Below are 21,308 nucleotides of genomic sequence, written 5' to 3'. Positions count from 1 at the left end.
ATCCCCCGGCACCACGGCGGCACGGGTCAGGCAGGATAGCCCATGGAGCGCGCATAAAAAAAGGCACCAGAGGTGCCTTTTTCGTACATTTCCTACAGACGATTCAGCGCTTGTCGCGGCGCTTCTTGTCGGCTTTCTTGTGGTGCGACATCATCCGACGCTTCTTGTTGACCTGACGGTCAGTGAGCGTGTTCTTGTTGCCTTCGTACGGGTTCTCGCCGCCCTTGAACTCGATACGGATCGGCGTACCGACCAGCTTGAGCACACGACGATAGGTATTTTCCAGGTAACGGACGTAGGATTTCGGGACCTTCTCGACCTGGTTACCGTGAATCACGATCAGCGGCGGGTTGGCGCCACCCAAGTGAGCGTAACGCAGCTTGATGCGGCGGCTGCCGACCATGGGCGGCGCGTGCTCGCTGACGGCGTCTTCGAGAATCTGGGTCAGGCGGCTGGTCGGCCAGCGGGTCACTGCCGACTTGAACGAGTTCTGTACCGACTGATACAGGTTGCCCACGCCCGTGCCGTGCAGGGCGGAGATGAAGTGAATGTCCGCGAAGTCGACGAAGAACAGACGACGCTCCAGTTCGACCTTCACGTAGTCACGCTCGCCCGGCGTCATGCCGTCCCACTTGTTCAGTGCGATAACCAGTGCGCGACCAGCTTCCAGCGCAAAGCCCAACAGGTTGAGGTCGTGATCGACGACACCCTCGCGGGCATCCATCACGAAGATCACCACGTTGGCGTCCTTGATGGCCTGCAGCGTCTTGACCACCGAGAACTTTTCAACTTCCTCGTGGATCTTGCCGCGCTTGCGCACACCCGCAGTGTCGATCAGCGTGTACTTCTCTTCGTTACGCTCGAAGGGAATGTAGATACTGTCGCGCGTGGTGCCCGGCTCGTCATAGACGATAACCCGGTCTTCACCGAGCATACGGTTGACCAGCGTCGACTTGCCGACGTTGGGGCGACCAATAATCGCGATCTTGATGCCGTCCTTTTCGCTGGGGCCGGGAATGCGCTTGGCTTCCTGACCTTCGGCGACTTCTTCGACTTCGGCGTCTTCCTGGTCGTCTTCATCGCGCGGGAATTCGCGCAGGGCGATTTCCAGCATCTGCGAGATGCCGCGGCCATGAGCGCCGGCCACCGGAATGGCGTCACCCAGACCCATCGGGCTGAACTCGGCACGGGCCAGGTTCTCGTCGATGTTATCGATCTTGTTGGCGACCACGTAGGAACGCTTGTTACGTTTGCGCAGGTGCTCGCCAATCATCTGATCGGCAGCGGTATAGCCTGCACGGGCGTCTACCAGAAACAGCACCACATCGGCTTCTTCAATGGCCAGCAGCGACTGCTCTGCCATCTTTTCGTCCATGCCATGCTCGTCACCGGAGATACCGCCGGTGTCGATCAGAATGTAGGAGCGCCCCTGCCACTTCGCCTCTCCGTATTGGCGATCACGGGTAAGACCGGACAGATCGCCGACAATGGCGTCGCGGGTCCTGGTCAGGCGGTTGAACATGGTGGACTTGCCGACGTTCGGTCGACCCACCAGGGCGATTACGGGAACCATTAGGCTCTCCACTTCGTTATTTCAGAAAATACAAAAGCCGCTGCAGGGCAGCGGCCGGAGTTCGGAGCGGCGCCCGAGGGCACCGCAGCCTTGCCTGAGCAAGGTCGCCAGAGGCCTTGGGCCTCTGGCTTCGTCAATCATTACTTGATGGTCAGGGCTTCCAGTTTGCCGCTGTTGCCATACACGTAAATCATGTCACCAACCACCAGCGGACGAGCACGCAGGCCGTCGCTGTCGATACGCTGACGACCCACGAAACGACCATCTACCTGGCTCAACAGGTGGAGATAGCCTTCCATGTCGCCGACCGCGATGTAGCTGGAATACACTTCCGGCGCGCCCAGTTGACGGCGTGCCAGAGATTCGTTGCTCCACAGTGCGGAGGAAGAACGCTCATCGATACCTTCGACGGTGCCGGAAGCCAGGGTGGCGTAAACGCTGCCGAAGCCCTGGGCAACGCCCGAGTAGCTCGACGCGTCACGCTGCCAGAGCACACGACCGCTTTCCAGTTCCAGACCTGCAACACGACCCTGATAGGTCGCGACGTACAGTGTACCGCCGGACAGCAGCAGACCGCCGTCGATATCGACCACACGGTCCAGTTCCGAACGACCCTGTGGAACCGCTACACGCTGCTCCCAGATCGGCACGCCGTTAGTGATATCCAGCGCAACAACCTTGCCCGTGGACAGACCGGCCACCGCAAGACGGTTGGTCGCCAAAGGAGCGCCTGTACCGCGCAAAGTCAGTACCGCAGGCGTGCTTTCGTAGATCCAGAGCTGGGAACCGGTGGAGGCATCGAAGCCGACCACGCGATCATCCTGGGTCTGAACCACGACAACACTGCCGTTGGTGGCAGGCGGGGCCAGCACTTCGCTGCTTACGCGAGCGCGCCATTTTTCTTCGCCGGTGATGGCGTCCATGGCAACGACTTCACCCTTGAGGGTGCCGATCATCACCAGGCCGTAACCTACGCCCACCGCGCCGGAGACCGGCAGCTCGAGATCTTTCTTCCAGATCACGTCGCCGGTCAGGCGATCCAGCGAAACGATTTCGCCCGTGACGTCGGCCGCATAGATGCGATCCCCGTCGATGGCCGGAACCAGCATGTTGTACGTCTTGCCCTGACCGTCACCGATGGAGCGGCTCCACTGCTTTTGCAGGACCACTTCTTCCTTGAAGTCAGTCAGCTCGGCAGGCGGCAGTTCTTTCTTGCTGTTGCTGCTGCAACCCGCGGCCAGAATGGCCAGAGCCAGCAATGCTGCATGTTTCCAACGAATCACGTCACGCATCCCCTTTCGCCAGATCGTCGAGCTTCATTTGCAGACCACCGACCGCTGCCTCTTCAGACAGAGCGGATTTGGCCTTTTGGTATGCAGCATGTGCCTCGTCGGTACGACCCAGCTGAACCAGCAGGTCACCCTTGAGTTCTTCACGGCTGGCCAGGAACGACTTTTCAGCGTCGCCGTCCAGCAGTTTCAGCGCATCATCAGCCTTGTTCTGTGCAGCCAGCACTCGTGCCAGACGCTGACGGGCAATTTCACCCAGCGTTTCGTTGGCAGGCTTGTCGGCAACCACTTTCAGCTCTGCTGCTGCGTCGTCGAGTTTACCGGTATCCACCGCCACCTTGGCGACGAAAAGACTGCCGTACTGCGCATAAGTGGTGCCGCCGTATTCGCTTTTCAGCTTGCCGGAGATTTCGGCGACACGCGTGGTGTCTGCCTGGCCACTTGGCGTCAGTGCGGTTTCGAGCAACTGCTGGTAGAGCATCGAGGCGCCTTGCGACTGATTAGCCTGATATCTCTGCCAGAACTGCCAGCCCAGGACCACGATCAGCGCGAGCAGGCCACCTGCAACCAGGGGTTTGCCGTTGCGCTGCCACCAGTCCTTGACTCCCGCCAGCTCATCATCTTCAGAACTCGACACCCCAATACTCCTATTCGCTAAAACGGCTGTTAATCAGCTTCAACCCTGCACGACGCAGGAGGCCAGGTGCTCTGACAGAGCGTCCCAGGCAATATTTTGTTGTTCACCCTGACCACGCAGGGGTTTGACGCCAATGATCTTCTGGGCGAGCTCTTCGTCGCCGAGGATCAGAGCATACAGCGCGCCGCTCTTGTCGGCTTTCTTGAACTGGCTCTTGAAACTTCCGGCACCGGCATTGACCTGCAGACGCAGGTTCGGCAGACGATCGCGGACCTGCTCGGCAAGCGTCAGCCCGGCCAGTTCGGCAGCTTCGCCGAATGCGCAGAGGTACACATCGACCTGGCGGGAGATTTCTTCCGGGATCTGCTCCAGGGTTTCCAGCAGCAGCACCAGACGCTCTATGCCCATTGCAAAGCCAACACCTGCTGTCGGCTTGCCACCCATCTGCTCGACCAGACCATCGTAACGACCGCCCGCACAGACAGTGCCCTGAGCACCCAGTTGATCGGTAACCCATTCGAAAACGGTCTTGCTGTAGTAATCCAGCCCGCGCACCAGCTTGGGATTGATCACGTAAGGAATACCGGCAGCGTCCAGACGGGCCTTTAGGCCTTCGAAGTGAACGCGGGATTCTTCATCGAGATAATCGGCCAGCTTCGGCGCGTCCACCAACACGGCCTGAGTCTCGGGATGCTTGGTGTCGAGCACGCGCAGCGGATTGGTTTTCAGACGGCGCTGGCTGTCTTCGTCCAGTTGGTCGAGGCGTGCCGACAGAAACTCCACCAGCGCCTCGCGATAGCGTGCACGGGCTTCGCTGGTGCCCAGGCTGTTGAGCTCGAGCTTGACCGCGTTGCGAATACCCAGCATGCCCCATAGGCGCCAGGTCATGACGATCAGTTCGGCATCGATGTCCGGGCCGTCGAGATTGAAGACTTCCACGCCGATCTGGTGAAACTGGCGATAACGGCCTTTCTGCGGACGCTCGTGACGAAACATCGGCCCGATGTACCAAAGCTTCTGAACCTGGCCGCCACCCGTGATGCCATGCTCGAGCACTGCACGCACGCACGCCGCCGTGCCTTCAGGGCGCAGGGTCAGCGAGTCACCGTTGCGATCGGCAAAGGTGTACATCTCTTTCTCGACGATATCGGTGACTTCGCCGATGGAACGCTTGAACAGGTCGGTAAATTCGACGATAGGCATGCGAATCTGGCGATAACCATAGTTATCGAGCAGGCGCGAGACAGTACCTTCGAAGTGACGCCACAGCGGCGTCTGCTCAGGCAGGATGTCGTTCATGCCACGAATGGCTTGCAGAGACTTACTCACAAAAAATCCTTAGCAATACGGGTTAGCCGCGCACGATGACCGAGGCGTCGGCTTCGGCCTTTTCAGCCGCTTTCTTGCGGATCAAGCGTTCCAGCTCATCCACAAGATTGTCATTGGTCAGCTTCTGCGCAGGCTTGCCATCGATGTAGATCAGGTTCGGCGTACCGCCCGTGAGGCCGATATGCGCCTCCTTGGCTTCGCCAGGACCGTTGACCACACAACCGATGACCGCAACATCCAGCGGCACCAGCAAATCCTCGAGACGACCTTCCAGCTCGTTCATGGTCTTGACCACATCGAAGTTCTGCCGCGAGCAGCTCGGGCAGGCGATGAAGTTGATGCCACGGGAACGAAGGCGCAACGATTTGAGAATGTCGTAACCGACCTTAACCTCTTCGACCGGATCAGCGGCCAGCGAGATGCGGATAGTATCGCCAATTCCTTCGGCGAGCAGCATACCTAGGCCGACGGCCGATTTCACTGTGCCTGAACGCAATCCACCGGCTTCGGTGATACCCAGGTGCAGTGGCTGGACAATTTCCTTGGCCAGGAGGCGATAAGCTTCGACGGCCATGAACACGTCGGAGGCCTTCACGCTGACCTTGAAGTCCGGGAAATTCAACCGCTCCAGGTGCTCGACGTGACGCAACGCGGACTCGACCAGCGCAGCGGGCGTGGGCTCGCCGTACTTCTTCTGCAGGTCTTTTTCCAGAGAACCGGCGTTCACGCCGATGCGGATCGGGATGCCGCGATCACGCGCGGCATCGACCACGGCACGGACCCGGTCTTCACGACCGATGTTGCCGGGGTTGATGCGCAGGCAATCGACGCCCAGTTCGGCTACGCGCAATGCGATCCTGTAGTCGAAGTGGATGTCGGCCACCAGCGGGACTTTTACCAGCTGCTTGATACGGCCGAACGCTTCGGCCGCGTCCATGTCCGGTACCGAGACCCGCACGATGTCGACACCGGCCGCTTCCAGCCGATTGATCTGAGCGACCGTGGCCGCCACATCGTTGGTGTCACTGTTGGTCATGCTCTGCACTGCAATCGGGGCGTCGCCGCCGACAGGAACAGAACCAACCCATATTTTTCGGGATTCGCGACGCTTGATCGGGGATTCGCCGTGCATGACTTATTGACCTAGTTTCAGGCGAGCAGTCTCGCCGCTGGTAAAAGGTGCCACGTCTACAGGCTGACCGTTGTAGCTGACTTGCGCACCGCGGGCGAAGCCCAGACGCAGGGTCAGCGGCGGCTTGCCGTTGACGTCAAGGCTCTCGCCCTTGCGCTTGAGACCGCTGACCAGCACCTTGCCATTACCGTCTGTCACCTGAGTCCAGCAATCGGCCGTGAATTGCACGTTGACCTGACCTGCACCGGGCATGACAGGAGCAATCTGCTCGGCAGTTGGTGTAGTCGGCATGGACGGAACGGATGGCGCTACTGCAGGAGTCTGAGCCGATGCGGCCGGCGGCGTTGCAGTGGCAGGTGCTTGCGTGTGCGCAGGCGCTGTAACGGCAGGAGCCGAGACTTCAGGCGCAGCGCTCTGGGTTTGCGTGGACGGCGTACCGATATTCAACGGCAATGACGTCTCGCCGGTTGACTGGTTTTCGACGACCGCCTGGTCCTCGGGCTCGTCCAGCGGGTGAATCTGGGTGGTGCCGTCAGCGCTTTCGACTTCGACGTGCTCAAGGTTGAGCCCCGAAAGATCCTTGCCGCGCATCGAGGCCTGGTCCTGCCACCAGAAGAAACCGCCACCGATCAGCGCGATCAGCAGCAGCAGGCTGACGATACGCAGGATATTGTGCGACAGGCGCACCGGCTCTTCGATGCGACCCAGGGCGTGAACAGGGCTGCCCTTGCCGTCGGTGCCGGTGAACTGATCGAACTGCTCGACCATCGCGGCCTGATCCAGCTCCAGCAGTTTCGCATAGGCACGTACATACCCCCGGGCGAAGGTGTGCCCAGGCAGCTTTTCAAAGTTCCCGTTCTCCAGATGACTCAGTGAAGTCACGGTGAGGTTCAGCCTCAAAGCCACATCTGGCAGCGACCAGTTTTTGCTCTCGCGAACCTGGCGCAGGGTTTCTCCAGGATTCACGCGGGTGGTTGCTACAACTTCGGGATGCGCCGCTTTCATCATTGCTCCGACAGGTATTGCTGATATTCCGGCGTACCGGGATAGAGTCTTTTTAATTGCAGACCAAAACTGGCTGCCTTGTTGCGGTCTTCATACACTTTAGCCAACCGCGTACCGAGCAATAGACTACGTGCATTTTGCTCGCTCAGCTGGCTAAAACGATCGTAATAGTCACGTGCCGGCACATAATGCCCGTCTTCGTAAGACAACTCAGCCATTTCCAGCAACGCACGCGGCTGCTGGTTGTCCAGCCGCAGGGCCTTGGTGAAATGCTCTCGGGCCTGCTCGCGATTGCCCAGCTTGATCGAGGTCATGCCCAGGCTTTCGAACACCCGCGAACGCTCAGGATATAGGTTATCGGCGGCCGCCTGCTCGAAACGCTCATAGGCTTCCTTGTAGCGCTTCTGCTCGTAGAGGAAACTGCCGTAATTGTTGACGATGCGAGTGTCGTTGCGGCTTGCCGACAGCGCCTTGCGAAAGTACTGGTCGGCGAGTTCAGGTTCCATTTCGGCCTGAAAGACCAGTGCAAGCGCCGCGTTGGCCCCGGCATCCGAACTATCCAGCTCAAGCGCCTTCTTCAACGGCACCTTGGCGCGTTCGGTCTGGCCTTGCTGCAGATAGCCGATTCCGAGCTGAACGTATGCCTTGCGCGCTTCTTCACGTCCCTGGGAGGTCGAGAGCGGATTGACATTGCCGGTTGATACGCAGCCCACGAGCAACATGACAACACACAGCAGCAACGGGGCGCGCACAGACATGAAGTCCCTCTTGGTCAGTTTCGCGTTCGTTTGGGCAGTCAGGTTCGGGTCGCCGCGCCTGGCACTGAATCGGCCTCGACACTCAACTCTCGCACTGCGATATAGCGTTCACTACGACGCGTGCGATCCATCACCTGGCCGACCAACTGGCCGCAAGCGGCATCGATGTCTTCGCCACGCGTGGTACGCACAGTGACGTTATAGCCAGCCTGATGCAACAGGTCCTGGAAACGACGGATCGCATTATTGCTCGGACGCTCGTAACCGGAGTGCGGGAACGGGTTGAACGGGATCAGGTTGATCTTGCAAGGCGTGTCCTTGAGCAACTCGATCATTTCAACGGCGTGCTCGACCTTGTCATTGATGTCCTTGAGCATGGTGTACTCGATGGTGAGCACACGCTTTTCACCCAGGTTCGACATGTAGCGACGGCAGGATTCGAGCAGCATTTTCAGCGGGTATTTCTTGTTGATCGGCACCAGCTGGTTGCGCAGCGCATCATTGGGCGCGTGCAACGACAGGGCCAGCGATACATCGATGTGCTTGGACAGCTCGTCGATCATCGGCACCACACCTGAGGTGGACAGGGTCACCCGGCGCTTGGAAATGCCATACCCCAGGTCATCCATCATCAGATGCATGGCGGCGATGACATTGTCGAAGTTCAGCAATGGCTCACCCATGCCCATCATCACCACGTTAGTGATTGCACGGTCGACGGTTGCCGGGACACTGCCAAAGGATTTGTTGGCAATCCACACCTGACCGATAACTTCGGCGGCGGTGAGGTTGCTGTTGAAGCCTTGCTTGCCGGTGGAGCAGAAACTGCAATCCAGGGCACAGCCCGCCTGGGAAGACACGCACAGAGTGCCGCGCTTGCCTTGCGGAATATAGACGGTCTCGACGCAGCTGCCGGACTCGACGCGCACCACCCATTTACGGGTGCCATCGCTCGAAATGTCCTCGCTGACGACTTCAGGACCCCGAACTTCGGCACAGGCCTTGAGCTTTTCGCGCAAAGCCTTGCTGACGTTCGTCATGGCGTCGAAATCATCGACGCCAAAGTGGTGAATCCACTTCATGACCTGACCGGCACGGAAGCGCTTCTCCCCGATAGAGTCGAAGAATTTCTCCATTTCCAGCTGAGTCAGACCCAGCAGGTTGGTTTTACCAGTCGATGCAATCATGAATTCACCCTTCACTCGATAGTCGCAAGACTTAGCGAGCGGTTACCTCGGTAGCTGCGAAGAAGTACGAGATTTCACGAGCAGCGGCTGCTTCGGAATCGGAACCGTGAACAGCGTTGGCGTCGATGGAATCAGCGAAGTCAGCGCGGATGGTGCCGGCAGCAGCTTCTTTAGGGTTGGTAGCGCCCATCAGCTCGCGGTTCAGAGCGATAGCGTTTTCGCCTTCCAGAACCTGAACGACAACCGGACCGGAGATCATGAACGCAACCAGGTCGCCGAAGAAACCACGAGCGCTGTGCTCAGCGTAGAAACCTTCAGCTTCGGCCTTGGACAGCTGCTTCAGCTTGGAAGCAACAACGCGCAGACCGGCTTTTTCGAAACGAGTGGTGATCTCGCCGATTACGTTCTTTGCAACGGCGTCAGGCTTGATGATGGAGAAAGTACGTTGAACAGCCATGGTGAAACTCCAGAAACAGTGATTGAAGCGAAAAATTAAACCCGCGAATTATACGCGGGTTCTGGTGTATTGCCTAACTGCGTAAGTAACTGAACGTCAATCGCGCTCTTCTTCCCACGTGGTCTGGATCGCCTCGAGGACTTTCTCCCCGCCCCGATCCTTCTCATCGTCAAAGCCGGGAAGCGCCATGACGAGATCGCGCAGCTTGACGAAATTCAGTGAAAAAGGATCCGTTTCCGGATACTTTTCGGCCAGCTGGATAGCGATTTCCTGCACATCGACCCATTTGAGACTCATGAGCGTTCCTTGAATCAGTGCGGCGCTTCGGCAGCGTGGTTGAGCGAATATTTGGGTATTTCGACGGTCAGGTCTTCGGTGCCGACAATTGCCTGACAGGATAGACGCGATTGCGGCTCAAGGCCCCAGGCTTTGTCGAGCATGTCCTCTTCCAGCTCGTCGGCTTCTTTCAGCGAGCTGAAGCCCTGGCGAATGACGCAGTGACAGGTCGTGCAGGCGCACACGCCGCCACAGGCGCTTTCGATCTCGATGTGATGCTCGTGAGCAAGCTCGAGGATGGATATACCGGGTTCAACTTCTACAACCAGCCCGTCCGGGCAGTGCTCGGCGTGGGGCAGAAAAATCACCTGCGGCATCAGTTATCCTCAATCTCATTCAGGTTGCGTCCGGCCAGTGCGGCTTTCACCGTCGAATCCAGGCGGCGGGCGGCAAATGCATCGGTCACTTGCGACAGACGCTTGGTCTGTTGCTCGATGGCATGTCCATCGGTGCCTTTCATCAATTCGCGTAGTTCGTCCATCTGCAGGTTGATTACCAAAAGTTCTTCTTCATCGAGAAGACGCTCACCATCGGCATCCAGCGCGCCCTGCACCGCTTCAAGCAGGCGCTCGGCATCAACCTGATGCTCACGCAATACGCGGGCGACCTTGTCGTCACCGGCGTAGGCGAAGGAATCCTTGAGCATGCGGGTGATTTCACCGTCGGTCAGGCCATACGACGGCTTAACCTGGATGCTAGCTTCGATGCCCGAACCCAGTTCGCGCGCCGAAACACTCAGCAGACCATCGGCGTCCACCTGAAAGGTGACGCGGATCTTCGCCGCGCCCGCCACCATCGGTGGAATACCGCGCAGTTCGAAGCGCGCCAGAGAACGGCAATCGCTGATCAGCTCTCGCTCGCCCTGCAGCACATGAATCATCATGGCCGTCTGGCCATCTTTGTACGTGGTGAAGTCCTGACCGCGCGCAACAGGAATCGTGGTGTTGCGCGGAATGACCTTCTCCATCAGCCCGCCCATGGTTTCCAGCCCCAGCGAGAGCGGAATCACGTCGAGCAGCAGCAATTCTTCACCGTCGCGCTTGTTGCCTGCCAGTGTATCGGCCTGGATCGCGGCCCCGATGGCCACCACTTGATCCGGATCGATTTCGGTCAGCGGCTGACGACCAAACAGTTCGGCAACGGCTTCACGGACACGCGGTACACGCGTCGAACCGCCCACCATGACGACCGCTTCGACTTCTTCAAGCTCGATGCCGGTATCACGCACGGCGCGGCGGCAGGCTTTCAGGCTGCGGGCAACCATTGGCTCGATCATCGCGTTCAGCGCTTCGCGAGTCAGCACGGCCTTCCAGTCGCCGTAGGTCACGTCAACGACGTCGGCATCGGTCAGCGCTTCCTTGGCTGCGCACGCTGCCTGCAGCAGGCTGCGCTGGGCAGAAGGCGCAAGGTCGGCGGAAAGGCCGGCTTCGGCAACAATCCAGCTGGCAATCGCGTGGTCGAAATCATCGCCGCCCAGCGCAGTGTCGCCGCCAGTTGCCAGCACCTCGAAGACGCCCCCCGTCAGACGTAGGATGGAGATATCAAACGTGCCGCCACCCAGGTCATAAATCGCGACCACGCCTTCGGCTTTCTGGTCCAGACCGTAGGCGACTGCAGCAGCCGTCGGCTCGTTGAGCAGGCGTAACACGTTAAGACCTGCCAGCTTGGCAGCATCCTTGGTGGCCTGACGCTGAGCGTCATCGAAATAGGCAGGAACTGTGATCACCGCACCGACCAGCTCGCCGCCCAGCGCTTCTTCAGCTCGCTGACGCAGCACCTTGAGAATGTCGGCAGAGACTTCCACCGGGCTTTTAGGCCCCTGGACGGTCTCAATGAACGGCATGTGCGACTCGCCGTCGACGAAGCGGTAAGGCAGTTGCTCACCCAGTTGCTTGACGTCGGTCAGCCCACGCCCCATCAGCCGCTTGACCGAGAGCACGGTGTTGAACGGATCCTGGGAAGCGGCGACTTTCGCCGACTGCCCCACTTCGACCCGATCGGCGTGATAGCGAACGGCAGAGGGCAGGATGACCTGACCTTCTGCGTCGGCCAGTGGCTCGGACAGGCCGCTGCGCACTGCAGCAACCAGAGAGTTGGTGGTGCCCAAGTCGATCCCCACAGCCAGACGGCGCTGATGCGGTTGAGGACTGAGGCCGGGTTCGGCGATCTGCAGTAAGGCCATGCGTATTCAGAATAATCACTGGGCGTGCGGCCAGGGCAGCACGGGGTTAATCGTCGAGGCGCTCTTCTAACTGGCGCACTTCGTGAGAAAGCTTGTCGAGAAACTGCATGCGCCGCATCAGCCTTTCGGCGTGCTCGCGCTGTGCAGCGTCATTCCAACAGGCAGCAAAGCTCTGATTCAGTTCATCCTGAGCCACCTTGAGCCGACGTTTGAACGTCGCGACCCCGGCGAGATCAGCTTCATCCTGCAGATCTTCGAGTTCTTCGCGCCACTGCATCTGCTGCAGAAGAAAGTCCGGATCGTGCACGGTGACCTCAAGCGGTACCTCATTGCCATTCATGGCCAACAGGTAACGTGCCCTTTTCGGCGGGCTCTTGAGGGTCTGATAGGCTTCGTTGAGACTGGCGGAACGCTCCAGCGCCGTACGTTGCTCCCGCTCGGAAGCGTCGGCAAAACGGTCTGGATGGACGCCACGCGCCAATTCGCGATAACGCGTCGCCAACTGATCAAGATCAAGCTGAAAATCAGGCTTGAGCTCGAACAGGGCGAAGTGACAGGGAGTACCCACAATAAAAGCCTCAGACGTTGAAGCTTTCGCCGCAGCCGCACTCGCCGCGCGAATTGGGGTTGTTGAACTTGAAGCCTTCGTTCAACCCTTCCCGAACGAAGTCGAGCTCGGTGCCATCGAGATAGACCAAGCTTTTCGGGTCGATAATCACCTTCACGCCGTGCATCTCGAAGACGGTGTCTTCGCTGGCCGCCTCATCGACGAACTCGAGCACATAGGCAAGACCTGAACAGCCTGTGGTGCGAACACCCAGACGAACGCCATCACCCTTGCCACGTCCCTCGAGGGAACGTCGTACGTGGTTAGCGGCAGCTTCTGTCATGCTGATAGCCATCGGAACTCCTTACGCGTTTCTGAAAAAGGGCTGCTTACAGCAGACCTTTCTTCTGCTTGTAATCGCGAACCGCCGCCTTGATGGCGTCTTCTGCGAGCACGGAGCAGTGAATCTTTACCGGAGGCAGTGCCAGCTCTTCAGCCAGCTGAGTGTTCTTGATGGTCTCTGCTTCATCCAGAGTCTTGCCTTTCATCCACTCGGTTGCCAGGGAGCTGGAAGCGATTGCCGAACCGCAGCCATAGGTCTTGAACTTGGCGTCTTCGATAACGCCGTGCTCGTTGACCTTGATCTGCAGACGCATCACGTCGCCGCACGCCGGAGCGCCGACCATGCCGGTGCCAACATCAGGATCTTCCGCGTTCATCTTGCCGACGTTGCGCGGATTCTCGTAGTGGTCGATGACCTTTTCGCTGTAAGCCATGATTCTATTCCTCTCACATCAGGGAGCCGCTCTTCAGGTCGTGGCGGCAGATGCCGACCACGACCTGTGTTGGAGGCGACTTTAAATTAGTGCGCCGCCCACTCGATCTTGGAGATATCGACGCCGTCTTTGAACATGTCCCACAGCGGCGAAAGTGTCCGCAGCTTGGTAACGGCCTCGCAGACTTTCTGCGCGGCGTAATCGATTTCTTCTTCGGTGGTGAAACGGCCGAAGGTGAAACGGATCGAGCTGTGTGCCAGTTCGTCGTTGCGGCCCAGAGCGCGCAGTACATACGAAGGCTCCAGCGATGCAGACGTACAGGCCGAACCGGACGATACCGCCAGATCCTTGAGCGCCATGATCAGCGACTCGCCTTCAACGTAGTTGAAGCTCAGGTTCAGGTTGTGCGGTACGCGGGCAGTCAGACTGCCGTTCACGTAAAGTTCTTCCAGATTCTCGACCTGCTTGTAGAAACGGTCGCTCAGCGCTTTGATACGCACGTTTTCAGCGGCCATTTCTTCCTTGGCGATACGGAAGGCTTCACCCATACCAACGATCTGGTGGGTCGCCAGCGTACCGGAACGCATGCCACGTTCGTGACCGCCGCCGTGCATGGCAGCTTCCAGACGAACACGTGGCTTGCGGCTCACGTACAGCGCGCCAATGCCCTTCGGACCATAGGTCTTGTGGGCAGAGAACGACATGAGGTCAACCTTGAGGCTGGCCAGATCGATTTCAACCTTGCCGGTCGATTGAGCACCGTCAACGTGGAACAGCACGCCACGCGAACGGGTCAGTTCACCGATCGCCGCGATGTCGTTGATGGTGCCGATCTCGTTGTTCACGTGCATGATCGAGACCACGATGGTGTCGTCACGCAGTGCAGCTTCGATCATGGCAGGGGTGATCAGACCGTCTTCGCCCGGCTCGATGTACGTCACTTCAAAACCTTCACGCTCCAGCTGGCGCGTGGTGTCCAGGACAGCCTTGTGCTCGACCTTGGAGGTGATGATGTGCTTGCCCTTGCTGGCGTAAAAGTGCGCAACGCCCTTGATCGCGAGGTTGTTGGACTCGGTGGCACCGGAAGTCCAGACGATTTCACGCGGGTCGGCGTTGACCAGGTCGGCGACCTGACGGCGGGCATTCTCGACCGCTTCTTCGGCTTTCCAGCCAAAGACGTGGGAGCGCGAAGCCGGATTGCCGAAGTTTCCTTCGACTGTCAGGCAATCGATCATTTTCTGCGCGACGCGCGGATCGACCGGGGTCGTCGCGGAGTAATCGAGGTAAATCGGCAATTTCATTGAAGCTCTCCTATCAGGCAGGCGCACCGCTCATTCATCTGCGTTCATTCAACGGCGGACGTTTCAATCTTACCCAGTTGCGACGTATTGCAATGGCTACGGCGCATATCCTGGCGCTGGGCGACTTCTTGTACCTCACGGCGAGTGACAAGATCCGCCAAGCTGATACCGCTTAGAAATTCGTGAATCTGCTGGCTCAGGTCGCACCACAAATGGTGAGTGAGACAGGTGTCGCCAGCGTGGCAATCACCCAACCCCTGACAGCGCGTGGCATCGACCGACTCATTGACAGCATCGACGACCTGCGCCACCTGGATACCTTTCATGTCGCGAGAAAGCTGATAACCGCCACCAGGGCCACGGACACTGGAAACCAGATTGCCGCGGCGAAGCTTGGCGAACAGCTGCTCGAGATAAGACAGGGAAATGCCCTGTCGCTCGGAGATATCGGCCAGAGACACTGGCCCGTTCTGCGCGTGCAAGGCCAGGTCAAGCATGGCTGTTACAGCGTATCGGCCTTTTGTAGTCAGTCGCATGGCGTGTACCGCAGAGGATCGGAATGAGCGTGAGTATGCTATTCCCGAGTAAATGAGTCAACTATTAGACCGAGTAAAACAGTCGGGTTTAGCAAAAAGTGCGGGCTGCATCATAGCAAAGGTGCGGCGCAATGACACGCCCCAAACCCCTGCCCTGCCTAGCCGATCTTATTTTCCAGCGGCTCTTCGCGCTTATCCTTGACGCAGTCGAAGACCTCGTCGCGAAGCTCCGGAAGATCCTTGGCGCAGTAATCGCTACCCAGCCGACTGAGCGCGCCGCACATATCCTCGAGACGACCGTCCACAGCCTGCAGGTGATCGAGCAACTGGCCGATGGCCCGTGCGACCGGGTCCGGCATATCGGCACTGACGCCATAGGCATCGAAACCCAGCTTCTCGGCCATTGCCTTGCGCTTGGCTTCGGTCTCATCGTCCGACTTGACGATGATGCGACCCGGAATACCCACCGCCGTCGCGCCTGCTGGCACAGCCTTGGTCACGACCGCGTTGGAACCGATCTTGGCGCCGGCACCGACGGTGAACGGGCCTAGCACCTTAGCGCCCGCACCCACCACTACGCCGTCTTCCAGCGTCGGGTGACGCTTGCCTGCGTTCCAGCTGGTCCCGCCCAGAGTCACGCCCTGATACAGCGTCACGTCATTGCCGATCTCGGCGGTTTCACCGATGACGATGCCCATGCCATGGTCGATGAAGAAGCGGCGACCGATGCGCGCCCCCGGATGAATTTCGATTCCGGTCATCCAGCGACCGAAATTGGAGACCACGCGAGCCGGCCATTTCCAGCCCTTGCCCCACAGAATGTGCGCGAAGCGGTGCAGCCAGATAGCGTGCATGCCCGGATAGCAGGTCAGCACATCGAAAGCATTGCGCGCGGCCGGGTCACGATGGAACACACTTTGAATATCTTCTCGCAGACGCTCGAACATCACTGATCCTTCCGCTTGTAGGGTTCACCGCGCGCAGCTTTCTGGGTTTCGGTCAGGATCCCGCGAAGGATGCTGAGCTCGGAATGCTCCACTTCGCTGCGGCCAAAAAGCCTGCGCAGGCGCGCCATCAGGTGACGCGGCTTTTCGGGATCAAGGAAACCGATCGCCACCAGCGTGGCTTCAAGATGGCCATAAAAGCCCTCCATTTCATCCATGGTCGCCAGCTCGGCGTTGTGCGCCATTTTCGAGGGCTCGTCATGAGCGGGCTGCTCGGAAGCCGCCAGCCAGGACATACGCACTTCATAGCTGAGCACCTGCACGGCAGCGGCCAGATTCAACGAGCTGAAGCCGGGGTCGGAAGGGATGTGCACATGGAAGTGACAACGTTGCAGCTCTTCGTTGGTCAGGCCTGCGTGCTCGCGACCGAAGACCAGCGCCACCTCGGCGCCCTGCCCGGCCTGCTCGACAACCTTCACGCCTGAAGCGCGAGGGTCCAGCATCGGCCACGGCAGACTGCGATCACGGGCACTGGTGCCGAGCACCAGACGGCAACCCGTCAGCGCCTCTTCCAGCGTGGCGACCACCTGCGCGCCTTCCAGAATATCAGTGGCACCTGAGGCACGGGCGTCGGCATCAGGTGAAGGGAAGATCCGCGGATCGACCAGCACCAGGCGCGAAAGCCCCATGTTTTTCATGGCGCGAGCCGCCCCGCCGATATTTCCGGGATGGGTAGTGCCGACCAGGACAACACGAATGTTCTGCAACAAAGCGAACGCTCACTGACGCGAATTAGGGGGGCAAATCTTACAGAAACGCCCGGACTAACGCTATGAACCTATTCAAGCCGGGCAGCCTTTGAGCACTCGGAGCCGTGATCAGAAATGGGCTTGAACCCGACAACCGTTACAACGCAAGGCTGGAAATAATTCGACGCACCCAATAGAATGGCCGGCTCTCTTTAACAACCTTAGGTGAATTGTCCATGCAGCCCATGCTGAATATCGCGCTGCGCGCCGCCCGCAGCGCCAGCGAATTGATTTTCCGCTCCATCGAGCGCTTGGATACCATCAAGGTCGACGAAAAAGAAGCCAAAGACTACGTCTCAGAGATCGACCGTGCTGCCGAGCAGAGCATCATCACCGCTCTGCGCAAAGCCTACCCGACCCACGGCATCCTGGGTGAAGAAAGCGGCATGCACGAAGGCAGCGGCGAAGGTACCGACTACCTGTGGATCATCGACCCACTGGACGGCACCACCAACTTCGTTCGCGGCATCCCGCACTTCGCGGTCAGCATCGCCTGCAAATACCGTGGTCGTCTCGAACACGCTGTCGTCCTTGATCCCGTCCGCCAGGAAGAATTCACCGCCAGCCGTGGCCGTGGCGCTGCCCTGAACGGTCGTCGTCTGCGTGTCAGCCAGCGCAAGAGCCTTGAAGGCGCGCTGCTGGGCACCGGCTTCCCATTCCGCGACAACCAGATGGACAATCTCGAAAACTACCTGGGCATGTTCCGCAGCCTGGTTGGCCAGACCGCAGGCATCCGCCGCGCAGGTGCCGCCAGCCTGGACCTCGCCTATGTCGCAGCCGGTCGTTTCGACGCATTCTGGGAGTCGGGTCTGTCCGAGTGGGACATCGCTGCAGGCGCACTGCTGATTCAGGAAGCGGGCGGTCTGGTCAGCGACTTCACAGGCGGTCATGACTTCCTGGAAAAAGGCCACATCGTTGCCGGTAACACCAAGTGCTTCAAAGCCGTGCTGACTGCAATCGCACCGCACCTGCCGCCTTCGCTCAAGCGTTAAGCGACAGACGTAAAAAAACCGGCGAAAGCCGGTTTTTTTATGCCTTGCAGAAGCTCGGCTGACTTACTGGGCCTGACCCAGAATCAGCTGACCGTTCTTGTCGACAGGAATCTGATTGCCTGGATCACGCTCCATACGGACCTGACCCACTTTCTCATTCAACTTGTACTTCACGTTGTAGCCTACAACCTTGTCGCTCACGTCGTTGACTGTTGTGCAACGGTTCTGCGTCGTGGTGTAAGTGTCACGCTCCTGCATGCCTTCCTGAACCTTGTTACCGGCATAACCACCACCGACCGCACCTGCAACGGTTGCGATCTTCTTGCCGTTACCACCACCGATCTGATTACCCAGCAAACCGCCGGCTACAGCACCGATGACGCTACCCACGATCTGGTGCTGGTCCTTGACCGGCGCCTGACGGGTAACGGTTACGTCCTTGCAAACTTCGCGGGGAGTTTTGATCTGCTGGTTGATCGGCTCTACAGCCAATACGTCCGCATACTCAGGACCACCCTTGACCAGGCTATAGGTGGCAACGGCACCGCCAGCAGTTACTACAGCAGCACCTAATACAACACCAACAAGCATAGACTTGTTCACGTGAACCTCCTGACCCAATCGAAACGCAGCATGACTGCGCAATGCCTAGCCTTGGAGCATAAAAAAAGGCGCGAGTTCATCACTCGCGCCTTTTTTATGACAACTGGCTATCAGGGCAGATCATCCGCCTTCTCGACCACGACCGGAGGAATGAGATCTTCGGTGGTCAGGTTCAGCCAGATCAGCACCACGTTGGCGATGTAGATCGACGAGTAGGTACCCGCCAGCACACCGATGAACAACGCGATGGAGAAGCCTTCCAGGCTGTCACCACCGAACACCCACAGCGCAACGATTGCCAGCAGCGTGGAGATCGATGTCGCCATGGTGCGCAGCAGCGTCTGGGTGGTGGAGATGTTGATGTTCTCGATCAACGACGCCTTGCGCAGCAGACGGAAGTTCTCGCGAACCCGGTCGAATACCACAATGGTGTCGTTCAACGAGTAGCCGATGATCGCCAGCACCGCCGCCAGCACCGTCAGGTCGAAGGTGATCTGGAAGAACGACAGGATACCCATCGTCACGACCACGTCGTGGATCAGCGAAACGATGGCACCGACCGCAAACTTCCATTGAAAGCGGAACGCCAGATAGATCAGTACGCCACCGAGCGCCAGCAGCATGCCGATACCGCCCTGGTCACGCAGTTCTTCACCTACCTGAGGACCGACAAACTCGACGCGTTTGACCACTGCCGGGTTGTCAGCACCCGACTTGCGCAGCGCTTCAGCAACCTGAGTGCCCAGTTGAGGGTCTTCACCCGGCATGCGCACCAGCAGGTCTGTTGTGGCACCGAAGCTCTGTACAACGGCTTCGTGATAACCGGCCTGAACCAGTTCCTGACGGACCTTGCCCAGATCGGCCGGACGCTCGTAGGTCAGCTCGATGAGCGTACCGCCGGTAAAGTCCAGACCAAAGTTAAGCCCTTTATGGAACCAGCTGAATAACGCCAGTGCGGTAAGGAGCATGGTAATGGCGAACGCAACGTTGCGAACGCCCATGAAGTTGATGGTACGTTTCATGGCAGCCCCTTAAATCCACAACTTCTTGAAGTCACGACCGCCATAGATCAGGTTGACCATTGCGCGGGTCACCATGATGGCTGTGAACATCGAGGTAAAGATCCCGAGCGACATGGTCACCGCAAACCCTTTGACGGGACCGGTGCCCATCGCGAAGAGAATGCCGCCGACCAGCAGCGTCGTCAGGTTGGCGTCGAGGATCGCCGTGTAGGCACGATCGAAACCTTCGCTGATTGCGCGCTGAACCGTCATGCCGTTGGCGATCTCTTCACGTATCCGCGAGAAGATCAGCACGTTGGCGTCCACCGCCATACCCATGGTCAATACGATACCGGCGATACCCGGCAGGGTCAGCGTTGCACCCAGCAGCGACATCAGTGCCAGCAGCATGACCATGTTGAAGGCCAGCGCCACGGTCGCGATCAGACCAAAGAAACGGTAGATGGCCATGATGAACAGCGACACGAACAGCATGCCCCACAGGGAAGCATCGACACCCTTGGTGATGTTGTCGGCACCCAGGCTCGGACCGATGGTGCGCTCTTCAGCGAAGTACATCGGTGCCGCCAGACCACCGGCACGCAACAGCAGCGCCAGCTCGGACGATTCGCCCTGACCGTTCAGGCCCGTGATACGGAACTGACTGCCCAGTGGCGACTGGATGGTCGCCAGGCTGATGATCTTCTTGTCTTCCTTGAACGTCTGGACCGGCACGTCTTTCTCGACGCCGTTGACCATCTGCTTGGTGAAAGTAGTGGTCGGACGCTGCTCGATGAAGATCACCGCCATGCTGCGACCCACGTTGCTGCGGGTTGCACGACTCATCAGCTCGCCACCGTGACCATCAAGGTTGATGTTCACTTGTGGACGACCGTGCTCGTCGAAGCTCGCCTTGGCGTCGGTTACCTGGTCACCGGTGATGATCAAGCCACGCTCCACCGCTGCTGCCGGACGTCCGCCTTCGCGGAATTCGAACATTTCGGTGGTGCCTTTCGAATCGTCGGGACCTGCGCCCAGACGGAACTCGAGGTTGGCGGTCTTGCCCAGAATACGCTTGGCTTCTGCAGTGTCCTGCACGCCCGGCAACTCGACAACGATGCGGTTGGCACCCTGACGCTGAACCAGCGGCTCGGCAACGCCCAGCTCGTTGACCCGGTTACGTACGGTGGTCAGGTTCTGCTTGATGGAGTATTCACGAATCTCGGCCAGCTTGGCCGGGGTCAGCGCCATGCGCAGCACGGGAATCCCGTTCAGCTCGGCAGGCGTGATTTCGAAATCGGTAAAGGTCTTGCGTACCAGCGCACGAGCCTGCTCGCGCTCTGCATCGTCACCAAAGCCCAGCTGAATCACGTTACCCAGCTGCGGCAGGCTGCGATAACGCACCTTTTCCTTGCGCAGCAGCGCCTTGACTTCACCTTCGTAGACTTTCAGACGGGCATCGATTGCCTTGTCCATGTCGACTTCCAGCAGGAAGTGCACACCACCGGACAGGTCGAGGCCGAGTTTCATCGGAGTTGCGCCAATATTGCGCAGCCAGTTCGGCGTGGTGCGGGCCAGGTTCAGCGCGACGACATAGTCATCACCCAGCGCCTTGCGCACGACATCCTTGGCCGGCAACTGGTCTTCCTGCTTGCTCAGACGCAACAAACCGCCTTTGCCATTCTCAGCCAGAGAAGAAGCCTTGACCGGGATCCCGGCATCGGTCAGCGCCCTGGCTGCACGATCCACATCTGCCTGGGTGACCTGCAACGCAGTACTTGCGCCACTGATCTGAATGGCCGAATCGTCAGGGTAGAGATTGGGTGCGGAATAAATAAAACCGACCACCAGCACCGCCAGGATCAGTACGTATTTCCACAGAGGGTATTTGTTCAGCATCACGCCGCCCGCTTA

At 58.9% G+C, this 21,308-nt stretch carries 23 protein-coding genes; 1 reads left to right on the top strand and 22 read right to left on the bottom strand.

The window, feature by feature from the left end:
* Positions 1–103: 103 nt before the first annotated feature.
* The 19 genes from der to trmJ form a co-directional block, all read right to left on the bottom strand.
* Positions 104–1,573 (bottom strand): ribosome biogenesis GTPase Der, encoded by a 1,470-nt coding sequence (gene der / locus AO065_RS07275; RefSeq protein ID WP_004878760.1) that lies wholly within the window; start codon positions 1,571–1,573, stop codon positions 104–106.
* Positions 1,574–1,713: 140 nt separating this feature from the next.
* Entirely contained in the window at positions 1,714–2,865 is a 1,152-nt protein-coding gene (bamB, locus tag AO065_RS07270; protein WP_032650118.1) for an outer membrane protein assembly factor BamB, read from the bottom strand.
* Complete coding sequence (locus AO065_RS07265; RefSeq protein ID WP_004878756.1) at positions 2,858–3,499, bottom strand: tetratricopeptide repeat protein; 642 nt, start codon at positions 3,497–3,499, stop codon at positions 2,858–2,860. Before AO065_RS07265 ends, bamB begins: the two co-directional genes overlap by 8 nt.
* A 39-nt stretch (positions 3,500–3,538) precedes the next feature.
* Entirely contained in the window at positions 3,539–4,828 is a 1,290-nt protein-coding gene (hisS, locus tag AO065_RS07260; RefSeq protein WP_004878755.1) for a histidine--tRNA ligase, read from the bottom strand.
* A 22-nt stretch (positions 4,829–4,850) separates the two neighbouring features.
* Positions 4,851–5,960, bottom strand: coding sequence for a flavodoxin-dependent (E)-4-hydroxy-3-methylbut-2-enyl-diphosphate synthase (gene ispG / locus AO065_RS07255; RefSeq protein ID WP_004878752.1), 1,110 nt, complete (start codon positions 5,958–5,960; stop codon positions 4,851–4,853).
* Between the two features lie 3 nt (positions 5,961–5,963).
* Positions 5,964–6,965 carry a RodZ domain-containing protein gene (locus tag AO065_RS07250; RefSeq protein ID WP_032650116.1) on the bottom strand — a complete coding sequence of 334 codons (1,002 nt, stop codon included), beginning with the start codon at positions 6,963–6,965 and terminating at the stop codon, positions 5,964–5,966.
* On the bottom strand, positions 6,965–7,723 hold the full coding sequence (pilW, locus tag AO065_RS07245) for a type IV pilus biogenesis/stability protein PilW (protein WP_004878749.1): 759 nt from the start codon (positions 7,721–7,723) through the stop codon (positions 6,965–6,967). Before pilW ends, AO065_RS07250 begins: the two co-directional genes overlap by 1 nt.
* Positions 7,724–7,761: 38 nt before the next feature.
* Complete coding sequence (gene rlmN / locus AO065_RS07240; RefSeq protein WP_004878747.1) at positions 7,762–8,910, bottom strand: dual-specificity RNA methyltransferase RlmN; 1,149 nt, start codon at positions 8,908–8,910, stop codon at positions 7,762–7,764.
* A 31-nt stretch (positions 8,911–8,941) separates the two neighbouring features.
* Complete coding sequence (gene ndk, locus AO065_RS07235) at positions 8,942–9,367, bottom strand: nucleoside-diphosphate kinase (protein WP_002552482.1); 426 nt, start codon at positions 9,365–9,367, stop codon at positions 8,942–8,944.
* Positions 9,368–9,463: 96 nt separating this feature from the next.
* The gene (gene iscX / locus AO065_RS07230) at positions 9,464–9,664 is read right to left on the bottom strand and encodes a Fe-S cluster assembly protein IscX (RefSeq protein ID WP_004878745.1); all 201 of its coding nucleotides are present in this window, start codon (positions 9,662–9,664) and stop codon (positions 9,464–9,466) included.
* Positions 9,665–9,678: 14 nt separating this feature from the next.
* The gene (gene fdx / locus AO065_RS07225) at positions 9,679–10,020 is read right to left on the bottom strand and encodes an ISC system 2Fe-2S type ferredoxin (protein WP_004878743.1); all 342 of its coding nucleotides are present in this window, start codon (positions 10,018–10,020) and stop codon (positions 9,679–9,681) included.
* Positions 10,020–11,885: a Fe-S protein assembly chaperone HscA gene (hscA, locus tag AO065_RS07220; protein ID WP_004878741.1), complete on the bottom strand. Its 1,866-nt coding sequence runs from the start codon at positions 11,883–11,885 to the stop codon at positions 10,020–10,022. The genes fdx and hscA overlap by 1 nt, the downstream gene beginning before the upstream one ends.
* 46 nt (positions 11,886–11,931) lie before the next feature.
* Entirely contained in the window at positions 11,932–12,453 is a 522-nt protein-coding gene (gene hscB, locus AO065_RS07215) for a co-chaperone HscB (RefSeq protein ID WP_004878740.1), read from the bottom strand.
* Between the two features lie 10 nt (positions 12,454–12,463).
* Positions 12,464–12,787, bottom strand: a complete 324-nt coding sequence (iscA, locus tag AO065_RS07210; RefSeq protein ID WP_003365093.1) for an iron-sulfur cluster assembly protein IscA — start codon at positions 12,785–12,787, stop codon at positions 12,464–12,466.
* Positions 12,788–12,821: 34 nt separating this feature from the next.
* Positions 12,822–13,208, bottom strand: coding sequence for a Fe-S cluster assembly scaffold IscU (gene iscU, locus AO065_RS07205; RefSeq protein ID WP_003380603.1), 387 nt, complete (start codon positions 13,206–13,208; stop codon positions 12,822–12,824).
* Positions 13,209–13,294: 86 nt separating this feature from the next.
* A complete protein-coding gene (locus tag AO065_RS07200; RefSeq protein ID WP_004878736.1) occupies positions 13,295–14,509 on the bottom strand; it encodes an IscS subfamily cysteine desulfurase in 1,215 nt (404 codons plus the stop codon).
* A gap of 44 nt (positions 14,510–14,553) precedes the next feature.
* Entirely contained in the window at positions 14,554–15,045 is a 492-nt protein-coding gene (gene iscR, locus AO065_RS07195) for a Fe-S cluster assembly transcriptional regulator IscR (RefSeq protein ID WP_004878734.1), read from the bottom strand.
* A gap of 158 nt (positions 15,046–15,203) precedes the next feature.
* The gene (gene cysE, locus AO065_RS07190) at positions 15,204–15,992 is read right to left on the bottom strand and encodes a serine O-acetyltransferase (RefSeq protein WP_004878731.1); all 789 of its coding nucleotides are present in this window, start codon (positions 15,990–15,992) and stop codon (positions 15,204–15,206) included.
* Positions 15,992–16,759, bottom strand: a complete 768-nt coding sequence (gene trmJ, locus AO065_RS07185) for a tRNA (cytosine(32)/uridine(32)-2'-O)-methyltransferase TrmJ (protein WP_004878729.1) — start codon at positions 16,757–16,759, stop codon at positions 15,992–15,994. The genes cysE and trmJ overlap by 1 nt, the downstream gene beginning before the upstream one ends.
* Positions 16,760–16,974: 215 nt before the next feature.
* On the opposite strand from trmJ, the gene suhB reads away from it, so the two are divergent.
* Positions 16,975–17,790 (top strand): type III secretion system regulator SuhB, encoded by an 816-nt coding sequence (gene suhB, locus AO065_RS07180; protein ID WP_004878727.1) that lies wholly within the window; start codon positions 16,975–16,977, stop codon positions 17,788–17,790.
* A gap of 63 nt (positions 17,791–17,853) precedes the next feature.
* Here suhB and AO065_RS07175 read toward each other — a convergent pair whose 3' ends face one another.
* From AO065_RS07175 to secD, 3 genes are all read right to left on the bottom strand, one after another.
* Complete coding sequence (locus AO065_RS07175; RefSeq protein WP_004878725.1) at positions 17,854–18,393, bottom strand: glycine zipper 2TM domain-containing protein; 540 nt, start codon at positions 18,391–18,393, stop codon at positions 17,854–17,856.
* 110 nt (positions 18,394–18,503) lie between these two features.
* Complete coding sequence (gene secF, locus AO065_RS07170; protein WP_004878723.1) at positions 18,504–19,415, bottom strand: protein translocase subunit SecF; 912 nt, start codon at positions 19,413–19,415, stop codon at positions 18,504–18,506.
* Between the two features lie 9 nt (positions 19,416–19,424).
* Positions 19,425–21,293 carry a protein translocase subunit SecD gene (gene secD / locus AO065_RS07165; RefSeq protein ID WP_004878721.1) on the bottom strand — a complete coding sequence of 623 codons (1,869 nt, stop codon included), beginning with the start codon at positions 21,291–21,293 and terminating at the stop codon, positions 19,425–19,427.
* Positions 21,294–21,308: the final 15 nt, after the last annotated feature.

The organism is Pseudomonas viridiflava (genome assembly GCF_001642795.1).
Taxonomy (GTDB): Bacteria; Pseudomonadota; Gammaproteobacteria; order Pseudomonadales; family Pseudomonadaceae; genus Aquipseudomonas; species Aquipseudomonas viridiflava.
This window is presented reverse-complemented; position numbering and strand designations above follow the sequence as displayed.

What these genes read in the sequence shown, in the direction of transcription:
- der (WP_004878760.1), bottom strand. Translation starts at nt 1,573, where the DNA reads ATGGTTCCCGTAATCGCCCTGGTGGGTCGACCGAACGTCGGCAAGTCC.
- bamB (WP_032650118.1), bottom strand. Translation starts at nt 2,865, where the DNA reads ATGCGTGACGTGATTCGTTGGAAACATGCAGCATTGCTGGCTCTGGCC.
- ispG (WP_004878752.1), bottom strand. Translation starts at nt 5,960, where the DNA reads ATGCACGGCGAATCCCCGATCAAGCGTCGCGAATCCCGAAAAATATGG.
- AO065_RS07250 (WP_032650116.1), bottom strand. Translation starts at nt 6,965, where the DNA reads ATGAAAGCGGCGCATCCCGAAGTTGTAGCAACCACCCGCGTGAATCCT.
- pilW (WP_004878749.1), bottom strand. Translation starts at nt 7,723, where the DNA reads ATGTCTGTGCGCGCCCCGTTGCTGCTGTGTGTTGTCATGTTGCTCGTG.
- rlmN (WP_004878747.1), bottom strand. Translation starts at nt 8,910, where the DNA reads ATGATTGCATCGACTGGTAAAACCAACCTGCTGGGTCTGACTCAGCTG.
- ndk (WP_002552482.1), bottom strand. Translation starts at nt 9,367, where the DNA reads ATGGCTGTTCAACGTACTTTCTCCATCATCAAGCCTGACGCCGTTGCA.
- iscX (WP_004878745.1), bottom strand. Translation starts at nt 9,664, where the DNA reads ATGAGTCTCAAATGGGTCGATGTGCAGGAAATCGCTATCCAGCTGGCC.
- fdx (WP_004878743.1), bottom strand. Translation starts at nt 10,020, where the DNA reads ATGCCGCAGGTGATTTTTCTGCCCCACGCCGAGCACTGCCCGGACGGG.
- hscA (WP_004878741.1), bottom strand. Translation starts at nt 11,885, where the DNA reads ATGGCCTTACTGCAGATCGCCGAACCCGGCCTCAGTCCTCAACCGCAT.
- iscA (WP_003365093.1), bottom strand. Translation starts at nt 12,787, where the DNA reads ATGGCTATCAGCATGACAGAAGCTGCCGCTAACCACGTACGACGTTCC.
- iscU (WP_003380603.1), bottom strand. Translation starts at nt 13,208, where the DNA reads ATGGCTTACAGCGAAAAGGTCATCGACCACTACGAGAATCCGCGCAAC.
- AO065_RS07200 (WP_004878736.1), bottom strand. Translation starts at nt 14,509, where the DNA reads ATGAAATTGCCGATTTACCTCGATTACTCCGCGACGACCCCGGTCGAT.
- iscR (WP_004878734.1), bottom strand. Translation starts at nt 15,045, where the DNA reads ATGCGACTGACTACAAAAGGCCGATACGCTGTAACAGCCATGCTTGAC.
- cysE (WP_004878731.1), bottom strand. Translation starts at nt 15,992, where the DNA reads ATGTTCGAGCGTCTGCGAGAAGATATTCAAAGTGTGTTCCATCGTGAC.
- suhB (WP_004878727.1), top strand. Translation starts at nt 16,975, where the DNA reads ATGCAGCCCATGCTGAATATCGCGCTGCGCGCCGCCCGCAGCGCCAGC.
- secF (WP_004878723.1), bottom strand. Translation starts at nt 19,415, where the DNA reads ATGAAACGTACCATCAACTTCATGGGCGTTCGCAACGTTGCGTTCGCC.
- secD (WP_004878721.1), bottom strand. Translation starts at nt 21,293, where the DNA reads ATGCTGAACAAATACCCTCTGTGGAAATACGTACTGATCCTGGCGGTG.